We start from the raw sequence: 18,019 nt of genomic DNA on the forward strand, positions 1-18,019 counted from the left end.
GCTTTCTCATTTTGTAATGTTTTGCTAATATGCAGTTTTTTTATAAGATATTAATAATTATGAATATTCTAATTCGGAAAAATTTTTTTCAATATTTATTTTTTTTTATTAGCACACTCTTTCTATTAATAAGACCGGTGCATTCGTTTAATCTTTTTCCGGATGCATCAGAGAGGGAGAAAAATCTCAATCGGTCGAAAGATTTTTGGGTTTTCCCCCCGGAGATTACACGAGCAATAAAAGATGTGGTTACCCCCTTAATACGTGATCCAGTTCATGAAGAGATTACGAATCGAATTTTCGGTTGTCTCAAAGAAGATTGTGACAACCCTGACCCGAAAACTAATAATTCTGGGTTAGATTGGGTCATGGTTGGCGTTCGCTGGAATGACGATCCTCCATTTAAGCTAAATTATACTAATACTTCAGCATGCCCTACTGACAATAAGAATATCAGTTTATCTACACATCCAGCATGCTGGGGAATTTTATTTCATGACGCTAAAAAACAAGCAAAAGGAAGGATTTATACTCCTAATTTTGATTTAATTATGCAGCGATCTCATTTTGGGGATCTGCAATTTTTTCACGCCATGGCTTCTACTGATGGCGAGAGAGCTTTTGAAACAAAAATAAAAATAATGTTATGGGCAGAATTTTTGTGGAATGTTATGACACAAGATCTTGAACCAGCAACAAAGCTAAATTCAATTAATATCGCGGGATTTGATTTTTTTGAGAAGAAAAATTGGACGATTCAAGATTTGTTTATGATTAGCTATAAGGCATCTCATATAAAAAAAGATAATTTAAGTGATATTGCTTTTGGAAGTTTGCTGCACATGATTCAAGATAGTTTCTCTGAGTCTCATGTTATTCGAAACGATTCACAACTCGGTGCACAATGCTCTGGCAATCTACCTAAGCCGGGTACAATTGTAAAGTTTCTTTCATACCAGAATCAGGATCATGATGAGCACGCCGAACATGATTCGCGGAAAGCTTTACACTATCATTTACAGAAAGAGCAACAAGTGAATGTTGTTACGATTGGACAAGAATTGCTGAAGTTCTATGAATTCAGTGAGCCCAGAAAAAGCAAAAAATGGACAGAAGTAAAACCATTCATAGATTGTATTTTTGATCTTGAAAATCCTCAAGAAGTAGCATCTGCTGGCGATGGAAAATTAGCAGAAAAATAAAGTTTAGTGTTGATGTGATATTCTCACTGATTCGTTTTATTGCTTATCCAACCCGTTAGGCTTTTTAAAGCCGCAGGCAAGTGCTCCGGTTGCGTACCCCCCGCTTGCGCCATGTCCGGCCGTCCGCCGCCTTTGCCGCCGACTTGCTGGGCGACGAAGTTGACCAGTTCTCCGGCTTTGATTTTTCCGGTGAGGTCGGCGCTGACACCGGCGATTAGCGTGACTTTGCCATCTGCTACTGTGCTGAGCACAATCGCGCAGGATTTGAGTGTGTCTTTGAGTTGATCGAGCGTTTCGCGCAGGGTTTTTGCGTCGGCATTTTCCAGGTTGGCAGCCAAAACTTTGATGCCGTTAACGTCCTGCGCTTGCGAGGCCAGGTCGGCGCCTTGCGAGCTGGCCATTTTGGTTTTCAGGCGCGCCAGTTCTTTTTCGGTTTGCCGCACGTTGTCGATGATCTGCGCGATTTTTTGCGTGACTTCCTGCGGGTTGGCTTTGAGCGTGTGCGCGATTTCGAGCAACTGCGCTTCGCGTTGCTGCACGTAATCGATCGCGCCTTTTCCCGTCACCGCTTCGACGCGGCGGATACCGGCGGCAACACCGGATTCGGCGACGATTTTAAATAGACCGATTTGTCCAACCTGCGGCACGTGCGTGCCGCCGCATAACTCGGTGGAGAATTCGCCCATGCCGATGACGCGCACCACATCCGTGTATTTTTCGCCGAACAACGCCATCGCGCCGTGTTTGATCGCGTCATCGTATTTCATCGAGGCCGCTTCGACCACCCAGTTGTTACGGATTTGTTCGTTGACCAGACGCTCGGTTTCGCGGATCTCATCGGCTGTCATCGGTACGTTGTGCGAGAAGTCGAAACGCAGCCGGTTGGGATCGACCAGCGAACCTTTCTGCGTGACATGCGTGCCGAGCACTTTGCGCAACGCCGCGTGCAGCAAATGGGTTGCGGAGTGGTTGTTGGCGGTGCTGACGCGAGTTTGCGGATTGACCCGGGCTTGCACGGTATCCCGGACTACCAGACGGCCGCTGCGCAGCAGGCCTTTGTGGCCGAACACCCCGGCTTGAATTTTTTGCGTGTCGGTGACTTCAAAAGTGCCATTGGCGGCGAGCAATTCGCCGCAATCGCCGACTTGACCGCCGGATTCGGCATAAAACGGCGTTTGATCGAGCACCACTACGGCTTCGTCACCGGCTTCGACAAAATCCACCGCGCTGCCTTGCTTGTAAATGGCCAATACCTGACCTTCGTGCTGCAACCTGTCGTAACCGTAGAACGTGGTTTGACCGCCTTTGTAGTCGAGGCCTTCCTGCATCGCGAATTTGTTGGCGGCGCGCGCTTGTTCGCGCTGACGCGCCATGGCTTGTTCAAAACCGGCATGATCGACCGTGATATTGCGTTCGCGGGCGATATCGGCGGTTAAGTCGATCGGGAAACCGAAGGTGTCATAGAGGCGGAACGCGGTTTCGCCATCCAGTGTTTTACTATTTTGGCTGAGCGCGGCTTCCAGAATTTGCATGCCGTTTTCCAGTGTTTCGGCGAAGCGTTCTTCTTCTTGCAACAGCACGGCGGCTACACGCGTTTTGGCGGCAGTCAGTTCCGGATACGCTCGTCCCATCGCTTGACTCAAGTCTTCCACCAACTGATGGAAAAAGGGTTGTTTCTGTCCCAGTTTGTAACCATGCCGGATCGCGCGGCGGATGATGCGGCGTAGCACGTAACCGCGCCCTTCGCTGCCAGGGATGACGCCGTCGGTAATCAGGAACGAACAGGCACGGATGTGATCGGCGATGACTTTGAGCGAGTTGTCCGTGAGACTCTTAGTGTTAGTCACCCGTGCAGCCGCTTTGATCAGGCTTTGAAACAGGTCGATGTCGTAATTGCTGTGCACATGTTGCATCACGGCGGAAATGCGTTCCAACCCCATGCCGGTATCGACCGACGGTTTCGGCAGCGGATGCAGCGTACCGGCGCTGTCGCGGTTGTATTGCATGAACACCAGATTCCAGATTTCGATGTAGCGGTCGCCGTCGGCATCGGCGGAACCGGGTGGACCGCCTGCAACATCCGGGCCGTGGTCGTAGAATATTTCCGAACAAGGGCCGCAAGGTCCGGTATCGCCCATTTGCCAGAAATTATCCATGGTGGAAATTCGCACCACGCGGGATGGCTCGACACCGACTTCATTGAGCCAGATATTGGCGGCTTCGTCGTCTTCCGCGTAAACCGTCACCCATAATTTTTCGCGCGGAATATTAAGCGTGCCGGTCAGAAAATCCCAGGCAAACAAAATGGCGTTGCGCTTGAAATAATCGCCGAAGCTGAAGTTGCCGAGCATCTCGAAGAATGTGTGATGCCGCGCGGTGTAGCCGACGTTTTCCAGATCGTTGTGCTTACCCCCGGCGCGCACGCAACGTTGCGAGCTGGCGGCGCGTACATACGGTCGCTTGTCCTGCCCGAGGAACACGTCTTTGAATTGCACCATGCCGGCATTGGTGAATAATAGCGTCGGATCGTTGCCCGGCACTAACGGGCTGGATGCGACGACGGTATGACCGTGGGATTCGAAGAATTCAAGAAACTTCTGTCTAATTTCGCTGCTTTTCATATTTTTTGCTGTTGCTCGTATCGTTCCAATTCAGTCACTGTCAATCCCAATGCATCGCCTTTAACGATAGCCAGGCTTTTGACTTTAGCCCGGATCGTGATTTCTTCATTCATTTTGGGGAGATCGAGTTCGGTCAGAACCGTAATTTCGCCGCTGCTGTCTTCCAATACATACGATTTCAGGTTGACCAGCGGTAAGCGCGTGGGGTTTTTCGGGATGCCTTTTAGTTTTACTTCCTTGCCGTCAAAATTGACCGGTGCTGTGTTGATTTCATTGATCGGCGTGATTTCACCGGCGAGAGCCGGGTGACTGAAAGCCAGAATTGCCAGCACCAGCAGCGTGTGCGCAAGCCGTTTGCTCATGCGTTTTCCTCGTTAGCTTGTGATAAAACCCGTTGTATCGTTTCCATGGAAAATCCCCTATTCATCATAAATCGCATTTGTTTACCCCGCTCTTCCCGTGTGGCGGGAGGATGATCGAATTTCTTGCGCCAGATATTGAATGCTGCTTCCAGCTCGGTTTCCTTGAGTGCCGGGCGGATACCGTCAATGAGATGATCGTCGACTCCCTTGGCTTTTAATTCATGAATGATACGCTGGCTGCCGAAACGGGAACGGCGCATCCGAGCCACTTGCTCCACCATGCGCTGCTCGGAAAGAAAACCCTGCCGCTCCAATTTGTCCAGCACTTCGGCCAATTCTTCCGTCTCACCGGAATCTTTGTGAGCGGTAAGTTTTTGCTCCAATTCCCGGCGTGAGTGCTCGCGTTGCGCCAGGTAGCGCAGTGCGCGGATTTCCAACGGGGAGCGCGTATCCATGAAAATTATGACTCTTTCTCGGATTTTTCTTTGACCGGTTTGGCGTAATCGGCAATGCCGACGATGGCTCTGATTTTCTGTTCGATTTCCTGCGCCATCTCTTTGTGTTCTTTCAGGTAATCGCGCACATTGTCTTTACCCTGACCGATCTTCTCACCTTGATAAGCATACCAGGCGCCGGATTTGTCGATCAGTTTGTGCAATACGCCCAGCTCGATGATTTCGCTTTCACGCGAAATACCTTCGCCGTAGAGGATATCGAAGTCTGCTTGTTTGAACGGAGGCGCGACTTTATTTTTTACGACTTTTACGCGCGTTTCGTTACCGATGGTTTCTTCGCCTTTTTTGATCGATCCGGTGCGGCGGATATCCAGGCGCACGGAGGCATAAAATTTCAGCGCATTGCCGCCGGTGGTCGTTTCCGGGTTACCGAACATGACACCGATTTTCATGCGGATCTGATTGATGAAAATCACCATGGTGTTGCTGCGTTTGATGTTCGCGGTCAGTTTGCGCAATGCTTGCGACATCAGCCGTGCTTGCAATCCCATTTGCGGATCGCCCATGTCGCCCTCGATTTCCGCTCGCGGTGTGAGCGCGGCGACGGAATCCACCACGATGATGTCGACCGAGCCGGAGCGCACCAGCATATCGGCGATTTCCAACGCTTGTTCGCCGTTATCCGGCTGCGATATCAGCAGTTCTTTAACATTGACGCCGATCTTTTGCGCGTACTGCGGATCCAGTGCGTGTTCCGCATCGATGAAAGCCGCGGTTCCTCCCAATTTTTGCATTTCGGCGATAACTTGCAGGGTTAGCGTCGTTTTGCCGGACGATTCAGGGCCATAAACTTCTATGATCCGTCCACGCGGCAACCCTCCGACACCCAATGCGATATCGAGTCCCAACGAGCCGGTAGAAACGACTTGAATGTCATAAGCGACATCGTTAGCACCCAGCCGCATGATGGAGCCTTTGCCGAATTGCTTTTCGATTTGGGCTAGCGCGGCATCAAGCGCTTTACTTCTGTTTTCGTCCATGCTGATTAGAATCCTATATGAAAAGTCGGGAAATTATCGCATAACCATATCCGGTCAATCTAACTTGTTTTATGTCATTGTTTAGGCGATAAAAAGAATAACATAGTAAAAAATTCGAGAATCAAACGCGCGTGCGCTATAATTGCGCGAAATCGTACAGCAGCGGATAGAGATGTGCGCTGCCCCAGCCTTTAGCAATTGGTAATACAGGGAGAACAATCATTCGCGTCATTTTGTTAGGAGGTCCTGGTGCCGGGAAAGGCACTCAGGCCAGTTATATTAAGGAACATTTCGGTGTTCCGCAAATTTCAACGGGCGATATGTTGCGCAGCGCTGTAAAAGCGGGGACTGAACTGGGCATTATGGCAAAAAAAATAATGGATAGCGGCGGATTGGTTTCCGACGATATCATTATCAATTTAGTCAAGGAACGTATCACCGAGCCTGATTGCGCCAACGGTTTCCTGTTCGATGGTTTTCCACGCACGATTCCGCAAGCCGATGCAATGAAAGCAGCCAGTGTACCGATTGATTTCGTGGTTGAAATCGATGTTGCGGATGCCGAAATTGTGAAGCGCATGTCGGGCCGCAGAGTCCATCCCGCATCGGGCCGCACTTATCACGTGGATTTTAATCCGCCCAAAACGCATGGCCGGGATGATGTAACCGGTGAGCCGCTTATTCAACGCGATGACGATAAGGAAGAAACCGTTCGCAAGCGTTTGCAGGTCTACCATGAGCAAACTGAACCGCTGGTTGATTATTATTCAAAATGGTCGGCGAAAGGCGGTAACGGTGCGCCGCGCTATATCAAAATAGCCGGCATCGGCACGGTTGAAGAAATACGTGATCTGATTTTTGCGGCATTGAAATAAGTTTTAGCCAGCCTCTTTTTGATCCACAAAACAGGTTTGAAACTCAGGACGCGATGAATCGCACCTGAGTTTTTGCGCGTACAGATTGAGTAGAATGAAATAGTTTGTTTACGATTTGATTAATCAGGAGAAAAATATGGCAATAAAAAATGCGTTTTATGCCCAATCCGGTGGTGTTACGGCAGTCATTAACGCTTCCGCTGCGGGTGTTCTAGAGACTGCACGGCAGCATGCCGATAAAATCGGCACAGTGCTGGCGGGCCGTAATGGCATTATCGGTGCATTGACCGAAGATCTCATCGATACCAATGCCGACTCGGCGGCAGCGATTGCCGGGTTGCGCCACACCCCATCGGGCGCATTCGGTTCCTGCCGCTACAAATTAAAAAGCTTGGAACAAAACCGGCGCGAATACGAACGTCTGATCGAAGTATTCAAAGCGCACAACATCGGTTACTTTTTTTACAACGGCGGCGGCGATTCGGCTGATACCTGCCTGAAGGTTTCGCAATTGTCGGGCACGCTCGGTTATCCGATTCAGGCAATCCATGTTCCCAAAACCGTCGATAATGATTTGCCGATTACGGATTGCTGTCCGGGTTTTGGTTCGGTCGCGAAATACATTGCGGTATCCACGCGTGAAGCCAGCTTTGACGTTGCAAGTATGGCTAAAACTTCCACCAAGGTTTTCGTGCTCGAAGTCATGGGACGCCACGCGGGATGGATTGCGGCTGCCGGCGGTTTGGCTTCCAGTCCGGATTGCGAGATACCGATTGTCATTTTATTCCCGGAAGTGACCTTCAACAAAGAAAAGTTTCTTGCCAAAGTGGACCGCTATGTCAAAGACTACGGTTACTGCTCGGTCGTAGTATCGGAAGGCGTTAAAGGCGCCGATGGTAATTTCCTCTCCGACCAAGGGTTGCGCGATGCCTTCGGTCATGCGCAATTAGGCGGTGTTGCACCGGTGGTGGCGAATATCATCAAAGACGGTTTGGGATTGAAGTATCACTGGGGTGTGGCGGATTATCTGCAACGTGCAGCGCGCCATGTGGCATCCAAAACCGACGTTGAGCAAGCCTATGCGATGGGTAAAGCGGCCGTGGAATATGCCTTGGCGGGTCATAATTCGGTCATGCCAACCATCGTGCGTGAATCCAGCTCACCTTATAAGTGGTCGGTTGGCATGGCGCAGCTGTCCAGCGTGGCGAATGTCGAAAAAATGATGCCGGCTGATTTTATCAGTGACGATGGATTTGGCATCAGCCAAGCATGCCGCGAATACCTGGCACCGCTCATAGAAGGCGAGGACTATCCACCGTATAAGAACGGTTTGCCGGATTATGTGCGGTTAAAGAATGTTGCGGTCGCAAAGAAATTGAGTGAATTCAAGATCTGATTTTTAATTTGGATGGTAACTGTTCCAGTGTTGTAATGAAGTCAAACAATAAAGGTTCGGTTACATAACAATCTAAATTTTATTAATATTTGCTGCACGCGAGCGAGAAGAACGGATAAAATACGTTCTGATTGTATTCAGGTTTGGACAAGTGTTTAATAATGTGGAATTAATTAGGCCAAGATTCTACATGTGATTTTGGTGGTCTGACTTTAATTGGAGTTTTTTTATGTCTAGTGGTTTAGTTATCGCAATTGGTAGTGCGATTGTAGCCCTGATATTCAGCGGAATATGGATTAAGGGGATTTTTGCTCAATCTACAGGCAATCAGCGTATGCAGGATATCGCCAAAGCGATTCAGGAAGGCGCATCGGCATATCTGAAGCGTCAGTATATGACCATCGGTATGGTTGGTGCGGTTTTGTTTTTTGCATTATGGCTGGCGCTCGGCTGGGATACGGCAATTGGCTTTGCTTTAGGTGCTGTGCTTTCCGGTGCTGCGGGTTTTCTGGGAATGACGGTATCGGTTCAATCCAATGTCCGTACTGCACAAGCTGCGAGCATCGGTTTAAATGAAGCGCTGGAGATTGCTTTCAGAGGCGGTGCTGTAACCGGGATGCTGGTGGTGGGTTTAGGTTTGCTGGGTGTTGCTGGCTACTGCGCCATATTATTCGACGGTGCTAACCCGGATCAGGCGGTTAGCGATGTGATCAAACCGTTGGTTGGTTTTGCCTTCGGCGGATCGCTGATTTCTATTTTTGCGCGTTTGGGTGGCGGTATTTTCACCAAAGGCGCGGACGTAGGCGCAGACCTGGTCGGTAAGGTTGAAGCTGGTATTCCTGAAGACGATCCACGCAATCCAGCCGTTATTGCCGATAACGTAGGTGATAATGTCGGCGACTGCGCAGGGATGGCGGCTGACTTGTTTGAAACCTATGCGGTTACGATTATTGCGACCATGTTATTGGGCGCATTATTGTTTACCGCCAATGCCGGTAGCGCTGTTGTTTATCCGTTAATGCTCGGTGCCGTTTCGATTATTGCCTCTATCGTTGGCTGCTACTATGTCAAGATGCGCGACGGCGGCACTATCATGAGCGCGCTCTATCGCGGTTTGATGGTTGCAGGCGGTATCGCGTTGGTGGCGTACTTACCGGTCACCGTATGGTTTATGGGCGACATGTCACTTGTTGTTGACGGTACCGAAGTTTCTGGCGGCATGCTGGTAATGCGCATTTTCCTGGCCGCAACGATCGGTCTGGTGTTAACTGGATTGATGGTTGTTATCACCGAATACTACACCTCAACCGACTATCATCCTGTTAAGCACATTGCTGAAGCATCTACAACTGGCCACGCAACCAATATTATTGCCGGTCTGGGTGTTTCAATGCGCGCAACTGCGGCACCGGTTCTGGCTGTTTGTATCAGCATTATTTTGGCCTATGCATTAGCCGGTTTATACGGTATCGCTATCGCGGCAACCTCAATGTTGTCGATGACGGGTATTATCGTGGCACTGGATGCGTACGGCCCGATTACGGATAATGCCGGCGGTATTGCGGAAATGTCCGAAATGCCGGATTCCGTGCGCGCCATTACCGATCCGCTGGATGCTGTCGGTAATACCACCAAAGCCGTGACCAAAGGTTATGCGATCGGATCCGCCGGCTTGGCTGCGCTAGTGCTGTTTGCCGACTATACGCATGCACTGGAACATGCCGGACATGAGCTGACTTTTGATCTGTCCAATCACATGGTGATTATCGGTCTTTTCATCGGCGGTATGATTCCTTATTTATTCGGTGCGATGTCGATGGAAGCCGTCGGACGCGCAGCTGGATCAGTCGTTATCGAAGTGCGCCGCCAGTTCAAAGAAATTCCTGGCATCATGGAAGGTACAGCGAAGCCCGATTATTCCCGTGCGGTTGATATGCTGACGAAAGCAGCGATCAATGAGATGATGGTTCCTTCGTTATTGCCGGTACTAATCCCGTTGTTAGTTGGCGTCATTTTGGGACCGCAAGCACTGGGTGGCGTATTAATGGGATCTATCGTAACCGGTTTGTTTGTCGCAATTTCTATGACAACCGGCGGTGGTGCTTGGGATAATGCGAAGAAATATATCGAAGACGGACACTTCGGTGGCAAAGGAAGTGAAGCTCATAAAGCATCAGTGACTGGTGACACCGTGGGCGATCCTTATAAAGATACCGCTGGTCCAGCGATTAACCCTTTGATTAAGATCATCAACATCGTGGCATTGTTGATTATTCCATTGCTGTAATAACAGTAATCAAGGGAGTAACCCGAAAAAGCACATCAGGAAACTGATGTGCTTTTTTTATTACACTTAATGCTAATCAGGCTCAAGTGTAAACTGACAGACACATCCGGCTTTTTTGTTACTCGTGAAGAATTCTGGACTGATGATGCTCAAGGCAAAAAGCATATGCTTTGCAAAAGCCTCGATATAAATCAGAGAAATTTTATTGCAGATAATTAATCAGGAGCTGTGAGGGAGTCGCTTCTAAGACAGAGATTTTGCAGGAATGGTGGCGAATCAGGGATTTGAACCCCGGACCAACGGATTATGATTCCGCTGCTCTAACCACTGAGCTAATTCGCCATGTGCTGAAACGCAAGGGCAGCATTGTGCCTTTGAGGGGGGGGCTTGTCAAGATCAAAAATCTGGCTGGACAAGGGTTTATGCATGTTTTCATAGGATTGGGGGTATATGTAGGCTGTTTAAACACAGCTGACGGAGTAGATGCATTGGATTGGAGGTACTGTGAAGCTTGTTGAATTCGATAGTCAGTCAAACTTCGCTTTCAGGAAAGCTTTAGTTTGTGTTACCCGCCCATAACAAAGCGGCTGTATAATCATTTCCATGAAATTCGATATTATTGTAATCGGCGGTGGACTCGTTGGGGCAAGCCTGGTGGCGGCGCTGCAGGATAGCGGTCTGAAAATCGCGCTGATAGAACCGCATGAAACGGCGCCGTTGCCGCAGGATGACAGCTGGGATAGCCGGGTGTATGCGATCAGCCCGGGCAGCGTGGCTTTTCTGCAAGAACTAGGTGTGTGGCAGTTGATGGCAGCCGAGCGCGTGGCGCCGGTTTATGAAATGGCGGTATTCGGCGATGACAATACCGCACATATCAACTTCAGCGCGTATGAAATCGGTATACCGAAACTGGCGTTTATTGCGGAAAACCGTCAACTGCAGTCAGCCGTCTGGGAAGTGCTCAAATCTCCAAATGAAAATCTGCACCTCTTGTGTCCGGCAAAATGTGCGGCAATTACCTGGCACGATACGCATGCGGAAGTGCAGCTGGTGGATGGCAGCCAATTGGAAACTGCCTTGGTAGTGGGTGCGGATGGGGTGAATTCCTGGGTGCGCAAGCAAGCTGGAATCGAGGCTTCCCGGCATGCATATGACCAGATTGGCGTGGTAGCCAATTTCAGCGCCGAGCTTTCGCATCGCCAGATTGCCCACCAATGGTTCAGACGGGACGGTGTGCTGGCGTTATTGCCGCTTCCGGATAAACGGGTTTCGATGGTTTGGTCGACGACCGAGGATCATGCCGATTTCTTGCGTAATTTGCCCGCCGACGAGTTGTGCGCCCGCGTGGAGGAAGCTTCCTCGCATACACTGGGCAGATTACAGTTGATTACGCCGCCGGTTGGTTTCCCTCTGAATTTCGTGCATGTGGATAATTTGATTAAGCCGCGTTTGGTGCTCATTGGCGATGCCGCGCACGGCATTCATCCGCTGGCCGGTCAAGGGGTGAATCTGGGATTGCGTGATACGCGCGAGCTTGCGGCAGTGCTCAAGGCACGCGGGCTGCGCACGGATTGCGGCGATTTTATGCTGCTGCGGCGTTACGAGCTGGCGCGCAAGGAAGATATTCGGGCGTTGGAGCTGGTTACCGACGGTTTGCAGAAACTGTTTAATAATTCCAATCCGACCTTGGCGCGCTTGCGTAATCTCGGATTGGAGATCACCAATCGTTTGCCGCTGATCAAAAACCGCTTGATGCAACACGCTTTGAATTAAATTTTATTTTCTAAAACTGGAGTCCTTATGGCTACGCGCTTAAAGCTTTTCATATCAATCTTGATCGTTAGTTTTTTTTCCGCGCCCGCCTGGGCCGATGAAGAAGCTTTGAAAAAAGCCATACTGCCGCATTTTCCCGGACATACGATTGATAGCTTGAAAAAAACACCACTCTTGGGATTGTACGAAGTGGTGGTCGGCGATGAGGTGTTTTACACCGATGATAAAGCCAATTATTTATTCTTCGGTCATATGGTCGATGCTAAAACCCGGACTAGCCTGACGAATGAACGCATTCAGGAAATCAAAGCGGCGCGCCGTGTGTCGCTGGATTCACTGCCGTTGCAACATGCCATCAAAGTCGTGAAAGGTGACGGCAAACGTAAGCTGGCTGTTTTTACCGATCCCAATTGTCCTTATTGCAAGCAATTGGAGAAAGAATTGCTGAACATCAACAATGTTACGATTTATACCTTGCTGTACCCGGTATTGAAAGGTTCGATGGAATTGTCGAAAAAAATCTGGTGCTCCAAGGATCAAATCAAAGCCTGGGATGATTTTATGCTGAAAGGGGTTGCACCGTCGGGTAAGGATTGTGATACGCCGTTGGAGGTGTTGGTGAAATCAGGTCACGAGAATAAAGTATCGGGCACGCCGACGTTGATATTTGCCGATGGCTCGATTGTCGGCGGCATGATTCCCGCTGCAAGCATAGAGGAAAAACTGGAAAGCGCGAGCAGGAGCAAATAAGTTTTATACTGATGTTGAAAAAGCTTGCTGGAGAAATCCAGCAAGCTTTTTTATTGCCGTGTGAGCGTAGGCGATTTATAGTCGCGCGGCATCAATATCCACATTTTTCCGCGCTGCTTCATTTTTCCCGCCTGATTGCCGGCGTCATGACCGAATCCCCAGAAAAAGTCCGCACGAATTCCTCCTTTGATGGCGCTGCCGACATCCTGCGCTACCATGAGGCGGTTAAGCGGTTTGTTGCTGTTGGGCCAGGTCGTTGCCAGAAACACGGGTGCACCTTGCGGGATCGACAGCGGATCGATGGCGATGCTCCGCCCAGCGGTCAGCGGCACCCCCAAAGCGCCGATCGGACCGGATAAATCGGACGGAAGTTCGCGGAAAAAAACGTAGCGGGCGTTTTGCTGCAACAATTCCGGTAGCTTTTTGGGATTTTGCTGCCCCCATTGTTTGATGCCTTGCATAGATGCTTTTTCCAGCGGCAATTCACCGCGTTCGACCAAGAGCTTGCCAATCGAGTTGTACGGGTAACCGTTCTGATCCGAAAAGCCGATTTTCATGATTTCCCCGTTATCCAGAACAATCCGACCGGAGCCCTGCACGTGCAGAAAAAACAACTCGACTTCGTCTTCAACCCAGAGAAGTTCGTAACCATTGAGTAACTTCGGATTGCTCATGATATCCGCCCGGCTATGATAAGGGACAACCTTGCGTCCATTCAGACGGCCACGCAAACGCAGATCCTTCAGTTCGGGATAGGCGGTGCCCAATTCGATAGTCAGCAAATCATCGGGAGCGGCATACACCGGGTAGCGATAGCGGCTGGAAGGTTTGCGACTGCCTTTAAGTAGCGGTTCGTAGTAACCGGTGATCAACCCTTCTTCGCTGTTGTCGGTATTAATGATTTGATAAGGCGTAAAGTAGGTTTCGAAAAAATTTCTCAACGCGGCGTTATCGTTTTGCTTCTGTGCCGCTGCCAATCGGCAAGTTTCCTTCCAGGCCGGCTGCTTGTTCAGAACCGTGCAGCTTTTCAGGAATGCTTGCCATGCCGGCTGCAGATCGTCCTGTCTCCAACCGGTTAACGCCGGCCACTGAACGCGTTTGTAAACGGATTTTGTCAGCGGTTTCTCGGACGGCGGCGGTTTGACGGCTTCGGTTGGCTCACTGGGCGGCAGCGTAGGGCTAATCGTTCCGGTAGCACAAGCGGTGAGAAACAAGTATGAAATAGCAATAATAAAATGCAATTGGTTTTTCATCGGATTTTGGTTAGAGTAGCGATCTGTTTTTAACTTGAGCGTATCTTACATTATGAATTGGTGGTGGCTGGTAGTCGAAGCGGCAGTAGCGCTGGGTTTGTTTCTGTTTGTCATCTGGTGGACCATGTTTTCGGGCAGAAAGAAGAAAGATGATGAAAACAAGGGCAGTTAGATGACAACCGTCAGGTTATCTTCCCTATTTGATATAAATATAGCCAGACTGCGGTCGGGCTACACCGGATTTTCAATATCGATAAACTGGTGTTGGATGTCGTATTTCTGCGCGATGTGATCGCCCACGGCTTGCACGCCGTAGCGCTCCGTCGCATGGTGCCCCGCAGCAATGAACGCAACGCCGGATTCACGCGCGGCATGCACGTTCTGCTCGGAAATTTCACCGGTAATGTAGGCATCCACGCCCTGTTGAATGGCGGCTTCGAAATAGCTCTGCGCTGCGCCGGTACACCAAGCAATCTGCCGGATGGGTTTGTCGGGATCGCCGATGATCGTCGGTTTGCGCAGCAATGTGCGTGATATTTTTTCTCCCAATGCACTCAATGTTGTGATTTGCGCCAATTCTCCGTACGCTGCTACATCTTGCTCGCCAAAGCGGCCGGTTTCGATTAATCCCAGTTTCTTGCCCAATACCGCATTGTTGCCAAGGTGCGGATGGATATCCAGCGGTAGATGATAAGCGAATAAGTTGATCTGATGCTGCATCAGCAGTGCAATGCGGCGGCTTTTCATACCTGTGATGCGCATATCCTCGCCGCGCCAGAAGTAACCGTGATGTACCAGGATAGCATCCGCCTTGGCTGCGACAGCGGCTTGCAGCAAATCGAGCGAAGCGGTCACGCCGCTGATTAGTGTTTGAATGCTGTCGCGCCCTTCCACTTGCAGGCCATTTGGGCAATAATCATGAAAACGGGATATGTCCAGTAATTGATTCAGATGATTTTCCAGTTCATCTCGATGCATTTTTTTCTCCTTAACACATATACTACCCCGCAATGAATTCATTTCCGCGGCTTTTTTATTTTGGAGTAACTTAATTTAATGTATAGACTCTGGTTGATTTTTGCACAAACCGCGACAGTTTTGCTGGCTATTTTTTTTGTGATTTCCACGCTGCGGCCGGAATTGCTGCCGTGGAAGCCGCGCGGGGAAATCGTGACTATCCGGGAAACCGCGCCGGAGGTTGAAGCGGACAGGCCGGACAGCTATTCCAAAGCGGCGGAGGTTGCCATGCCGTCGGTAGTGAATATCTTTACCAGTAAAGAAGTCAAAGAACCTGCTCATCCGTTTATGGACGATCCCGCCTTTCGCCGCTTCTTTGGCGAACAATTCGAATCCAGACCGCGGCGCGCCTCAAGCCTGGGTTCCGGTGTGATTGTCAGCGCTAACGGTTATATATTGACCAATCACCATGTGATCGAAGCAGCCGACGAGGTTGAAATCGCCCTGGTCGACGGCCGCAAGGCCAAAGCGAAGTTGATCGGCTCCGATCCGGAAACCGATCTGGCTGTGTTGAAAACCAATCTGACGGATTTGCCGGTGATCACATTCGGTCAATCGCAACAAGTCAAAGTCGGTGATGTCGTGCTGGCGGTCGGCAATCCTTTCGGTGTCGGGCAAAGCGTCACCATGGGTATTGTCAGTGCTCTAAGTAGAAGCCGGGTCGGTATCAATACCTTCGAGGATTTCATCCAAACTGATGCCGCCATCAATCCCGGCAATTCCGGCGGCGCACTGACCGATACGTCGGGTAATTTGATTGGCATCAATACGGCAATCTATTCGCGCAGCGGCGGCTCGCTAGGTATCGGTTTTGCCATCCCGGTGCATATCGCCAAGCAGATCATGGAACAAATCGTGCAAACCGGCAGTGTGATTCGCGGCTGGCTGGGTGTCAGCATGCAGGATATGACGCAGGAGCTGGCGGAATCATTCGGTCTTGAAGAGCCGAATGGAGCGCTGATTGCCAGTGTGCTGAAAGACGGTCCGGCGGACAAAGCCGGCATCAAAGCAGGCGACATTCTGATTGCGATAACAGGCAAATCGCTGAAGAATTCGTCCGAGATGCTGAATGTGGTGGCGGCGCTGCAACCGGGTGAAACCGTGCCGGTGACGGTCATTCGCAACAAGCAGGAGAAATCGATTCCGGTCAAGGTCGGTGTGCGTCCTAAACAGAAGTAGCCGCATGCAAATATTCCAATCTGATGCAATTTAAAATTTATGAGAAATCTCTTGCCCGCTAACGGATTGTTAGCCGTCATCGCGCAGTGGTTCAGCGCCAATATTCTGGCGCTCGGACGGGAAATGCGCTTGTCGTATCTGCCGCCGCTGATGGTGTATGTGGCTGCCGGTATTTCCGGTTTGACCGGGATTGTGGGTACCTTTTACGTCAAGGAAAGGCTCGGTCTGTCCGCCGAATTCCTGGCGGCGCTAGGATTCTGGATGATGTTGCCGTGGGCGCTGAAGATGCCGCTGGGCCATTTGGTCGATTTGGTGTGGCGCTGGAAAAGCTTGCTGGTGTATCTGGGCGCCAGCCTGATCATGCTCAGTTTGCTCATTATGATTGGCTTGCTTGGGCACACCGAAGCGATGGTTGCGATGGCGCCGGTTGAAACTTGGTATGTATCTTCGGCGCTGCTGGCTCCGGTCGGTTATGTGCTGCAGGATGTGGTCGCCGATGCGATGACCGTCGAAGCGGTGCCGCGCGTCGACGAAAACGGTAATAAGCTGGATGCGGAAAAACGTAAGCTCATGCATGTCACCATGCAGACTTTGGGGCGCGTCGCGATCATCGGCGGCGGTGTATTGGTATCCGTTGCCAACGTCTTCTTGCTGCGCGACACAGGATCAATGCCGGAAGCGGAAAAAGATGCGGTGTATTTACTGGTTTATGAATTGGCTTTGATCATTCCTGCCGTTTCCATTTTCGGTGTCGTTTTTGCGTCGTGGTTGCAACGGCGCGAGCGCAAACGCTTCCTTGCGCAGGGACATAACCGGCAAGAAGTGGATAAATTGCTCGGCATGCATTCGGAGCCGCCTGCGATTAACTGGTGGATTCTCGGTGGCGGATTGGTATTTACCGTTATGTCGCTGGGTGTTGGAGTCAGTGGTGTATCCGGCGGTGAGGAGATCGTGTTTGCGATTTCCATGGCGATTATTGTTTTTCTGATGTGGCGATTGACTGGGGAACTCGAACCCGATGCCCGCAATGTGCTGGTCGGAACCGCCGTGATGATTTTCATTTTCCGCGCGATTCCCAGTCCCGGTGCGGGTTCCACCTGGTGGATGATCGATGTGCTGGGGTTCGATCAGCAGTTTCTCGCGGTGTTGTCGCTGATCGGCGCGGTGTTGACGCTGTTCGGTATGTTTATTTTCCGCCGCTTCATGGCGGAGCGTTCGATTGCCTATATCATCGCTTTTCTCACTATTGTCAGCAGCTTTTTGTCGCTGCCGATCGTCGGCATGTATTTTGGCCTGCACGAGTGGACGGCATCAATCACCGGCGGTGTTGTCGACGCCCGTTTCATTGTATTGATCGATACCGCGCTGGAGTCGCCGTTAGGGCAGATTGCCATGGTGCCGATGCTGGCTTGGATCGCCAACTCCGCACCGGAAAAGCTCAAGGCCACGTTCTTTGCCGTGATGGCATCGTTCACCAATCTGGCGCTGTCGGCTTCGCAACTGGGCACCAAGTACCTCAACCAATTGTACGAAGTAAAACGCGAAGTGAAAGATATGGCGACCGGTCAGATTACGGTGCCAGCCGATTATAGCGAACTGGGACATTTATTGATTACCGTCACAGTCATCGGCTTTGTGTTGCCGCTGATTACGATCCTGCTGGTCAAGCATTCCCGTTTCCGCAATGCTTGATGATTTTAAATGCTATTCAGCTTTTTGTCAGGCGAATCGACCCAATTTTTCCGGTTGAATAATCACCCGATTCGCCTGCACAATAAATATGAATGATTCCTTTATTAGGGCCTGTTA

Annotated in this window: 14 protein-coding genes and 1 tRNA gene; 8 read left to right on the forward strand and 7 right to left on the reverse strand. The window is 50.4% G+C overall.

The annotated features are described in order from the left end of the window. The first annotated feature begins 59 nt into the window (after positions 1-59). Positions 60-1,202, forward strand: a complete 1,143-nt coding sequence (locus HRU78_14595; GenBank protein QOJ24712.1) for a hypothetical protein — start codon at positions 60-62, stop codon at positions 1,200-1,202. Positions 1,203-1,225: 23 nt separating this feature from the next. Here HRU78_14595 and alaS read toward each other — a convergent pair whose 3' ends face one another. Genes alaS through recA form a run of 4 tightly spaced genes read right to left on the reverse strand, consistent with a single transcriptional unit; the run spans position 1,226 to position 5,680 of the window. Continuing rightward, positions 1,226-3,823 (reverse strand): alanine--tRNA ligase, encoded by a 2,598-nt coding sequence (alaS, locus tag HRU78_14600; protein QOJ24713.1) that lies wholly within the window; start codon positions 3,821-3,823, stop codon positions 1,226-1,228. Then, the gene (locus HRU78_14605) at positions 3,820-4,185 is read right to left on the reverse strand and encodes a hypothetical protein (protein QOJ24714.1); all 366 of its coding nucleotides are present in this window, start codon (positions 4,183-4,185) and stop codon (positions 3,820-3,822) included. The genes alaS and HRU78_14605 overlap by 4 nt, the downstream gene beginning before the upstream one ends. Further along, on the reverse strand, positions 4,182-4,640 hold the full coding sequence (recX, locus tag HRU78_14610; protein QOJ24715.1) for a recombination regulator RecX: 459 nt from the start codon (positions 4,638-4,640) through the stop codon (positions 4,182-4,184). Before recX ends, HRU78_14605 begins: the two co-directional genes overlap by 4 nt. Before the next feature lie 5 nt (positions 4,641-4,645). Further along, positions 4,646-5,680, reverse strand: coding sequence for a recombinase RecA (recA, locus tag HRU78_14615; GenBank protein ID QOJ24716.1), 1,035 nt, complete (start codon positions 5,678-5,680; stop codon positions 4,646-4,648). A gap of 221 nt (positions 5,681-5,901) precedes the next feature. Between recA and adk the strand changes: the two genes are divergently transcribed. From adk to HRU78_14630, 3 genes are all read left to right on the forward strand, one after another. Continuing rightward, the gene (gene adk / locus HRU78_14620) at positions 5,902-6,555 is read left to right on the forward strand and encodes an adenylate kinase (protein ID QOJ25091.1); all 654 of its coding nucleotides are present in this window, start codon (positions 5,902-5,904) and stop codon (positions 6,553-6,555) included. A gap of 136 nt (positions 6,556-6,691) precedes the next feature. Beyond that, positions 6,692-7,951, forward strand: coding sequence for a 6-phosphofructokinase (locus HRU78_14625; GenBank protein QOJ24717.1), 1,260 nt, complete (start codon positions 6,692-6,694; stop codon positions 7,949-7,951). Between the two features lie 229 nt (positions 7,952-8,180). Continuing rightward, on the forward strand, positions 8,181-10,238 hold the full coding sequence (locus tag HRU78_14630; GenBank protein QOJ24718.1) for a sodium-translocating pyrophosphatase: 2,058 nt from the start codon (positions 8,181-8,183) through the stop codon (positions 10,236-10,238). 266 nt (positions 10,239-10,504) lie between these two features. Here the strand turns inward: HRU78_14630 and HRU78_14635 are convergent. Then, positions 10,505-10,580 (reverse strand) — tRNA-Met (locus HRU78_14635). A gap of 261 nt (positions 10,581-10,841) precedes the next feature. Here HRU78_14635 and HRU78_14640 point away from each other — a divergent pair. Together HRU78_14640 and HRU78_14645 are read left to right on the forward strand one after the other, a co-directional pair. Beyond that, complete coding sequence (locus HRU78_14640; protein QOJ24719.1) at positions 10,842-12,011, forward strand: UbiH/UbiF family hydroxylase; 1,170 nt, start codon at positions 10,842-10,844, stop codon at positions 12,009-12,011. A gap of 27 nt (positions 12,012-12,038) precedes the next feature. Continuing rightward, a complete protein-coding gene (locus HRU78_14645; protein QOJ24720.1) occupies positions 12,039-12,761 on the forward strand; it encodes a DsbC family protein in 723 nt (240 codons plus the stop codon). Positions 12,762-12,811: 50 nt separating this feature from the next. Here the strand turns inward: HRU78_14645 and HRU78_14650 are convergent, their stop codons facing one another. Together HRU78_14650 and HRU78_14655 are read right to left on the reverse strand one after the other, a co-directional pair. Next, positions 12,812-14,014, reverse strand: coding sequence for a murein transglycosylase A (locus tag HRU78_14650; protein ID QOJ24721.1), 1,203 nt, complete (start codon positions 14,012-14,014; stop codon positions 12,812-12,814). A gap of 231 nt (positions 14,015-14,245) precedes the next feature. Further along, complete coding sequence (locus HRU78_14655) at positions 14,246-14,992, reverse strand: Nif3-like dinuclear metal center hexameric protein (protein QOJ24722.1); 747 nt, start codon at positions 14,990-14,992, stop codon at positions 14,246-14,248. A gap of 78 nt (positions 14,993-15,070) precedes the next feature. On the opposite strand from HRU78_14655, the gene HRU78_14660 reads away from it, so the two are divergent. Further along, a complete protein-coding gene (locus HRU78_14660) occupies positions 15,071-16,210 on the forward strand; it encodes a Do family serine endopeptidase (GenBank protein QOJ24723.1) in 1,140 nt (379 codons plus the stop codon). Between the two features lie 39 nt (positions 16,211-16,249). Next, entirely contained in the window at positions 16,250-17,902 is a 1,653-nt protein-coding gene (locus tag HRU78_14665) for a hypothetical protein (protein QOJ24724.1), read from the forward strand. Positions 17,903-18,019 lie beyond the last annotated feature (117 nt).

The sequence above is a fragment of the Gammaproteobacteria bacterium genome, from assembly GCA_015709635.1.
Lineage (GTDB): Bacteria > Pseudomonadota > Gammaproteobacteria > Burkholderiales > Nitrosomonadaceae > Nitrosomonas.

Coding starts and splice junctions, on each gene's coding strand:
- HRU78_14595 (QOJ24712.1), top strand. CDS start 60: ATGAATATTCTAATTCGGAAAAATTTTTTTCAATATTTATTTTTTTTT.
- alaS (QOJ24713.1), bottom strand. CDS start 3,823: ATGAAAAGCAGCGAAATTAGACAGAAGTTTCTTGAATTCTTCGAATCC.
- HRU78_14605 (QOJ24714.1), bottom strand. CDS start 4,185: ATGAGCAAACGGCTTGCGCACACGCTGCTGGTGCTGGCAATTCTGGCT.
- recX (QOJ24715.1), bottom strand. CDS start 4,640: ATGGATACGCGCTCCCCGTTGGAAATCCGCGCACTGCGCTACCTGGCG.
- recA (QOJ24716.1), bottom strand. CDS start 5,680: ATGGACGAAAACAGAAGTAAAGCGCTTGATGCCGCGCTAGCCCAAATC.
- HRU78_14625 (QOJ24717.1), top strand. CDS start 6,692: ATGGCAATAAAAAATGCGTTTTATGCCCAATCCGGTGGTGTTACGGCA.
- HRU78_14630 (QOJ24718.1), top strand. CDS start 8,181: ATGTCTAGTGGTTTAGTTATCGCAATTGGTAGTGCGATTGTAGCCCTG.
- HRU78_14640 (QOJ24719.1), top strand. CDS start 10,842: ATGAAATTCGATATTATTGTAATCGGCGGTGGACTCGTTGGGGCAAGC.
- HRU78_14645 (QOJ24720.1), top strand. CDS start 12,039: ATGGCTACGCGCTTAAAGCTTTTCATATCAATCTTGATCGTTAGTTTT.
- HRU78_14650 (QOJ24721.1), bottom strand. CDS start 14,014: ATGAAAAACCAATTGCATTTTATTATTGCTATTTCATACTTGTTTCTC.
- HRU78_14655 (QOJ24722.1), bottom strand. CDS start 14,992: ATGCATCGAGATGAACTGGAAAATCATCTGAATCAATTACTGGACATA.
- HRU78_14660 (QOJ24723.1), top strand. CDS start 15,071: ATGTATAGACTCTGGTTGATTTTTGCACAAACCGCGACAGTTTTGCTG.
- HRU78_14665 (QOJ24724.1), top strand. CDS start 16,250: ATGAGAAATCTCTTGCCCGCTAACGGATTGTTAGCCGTCATCGCGCAG.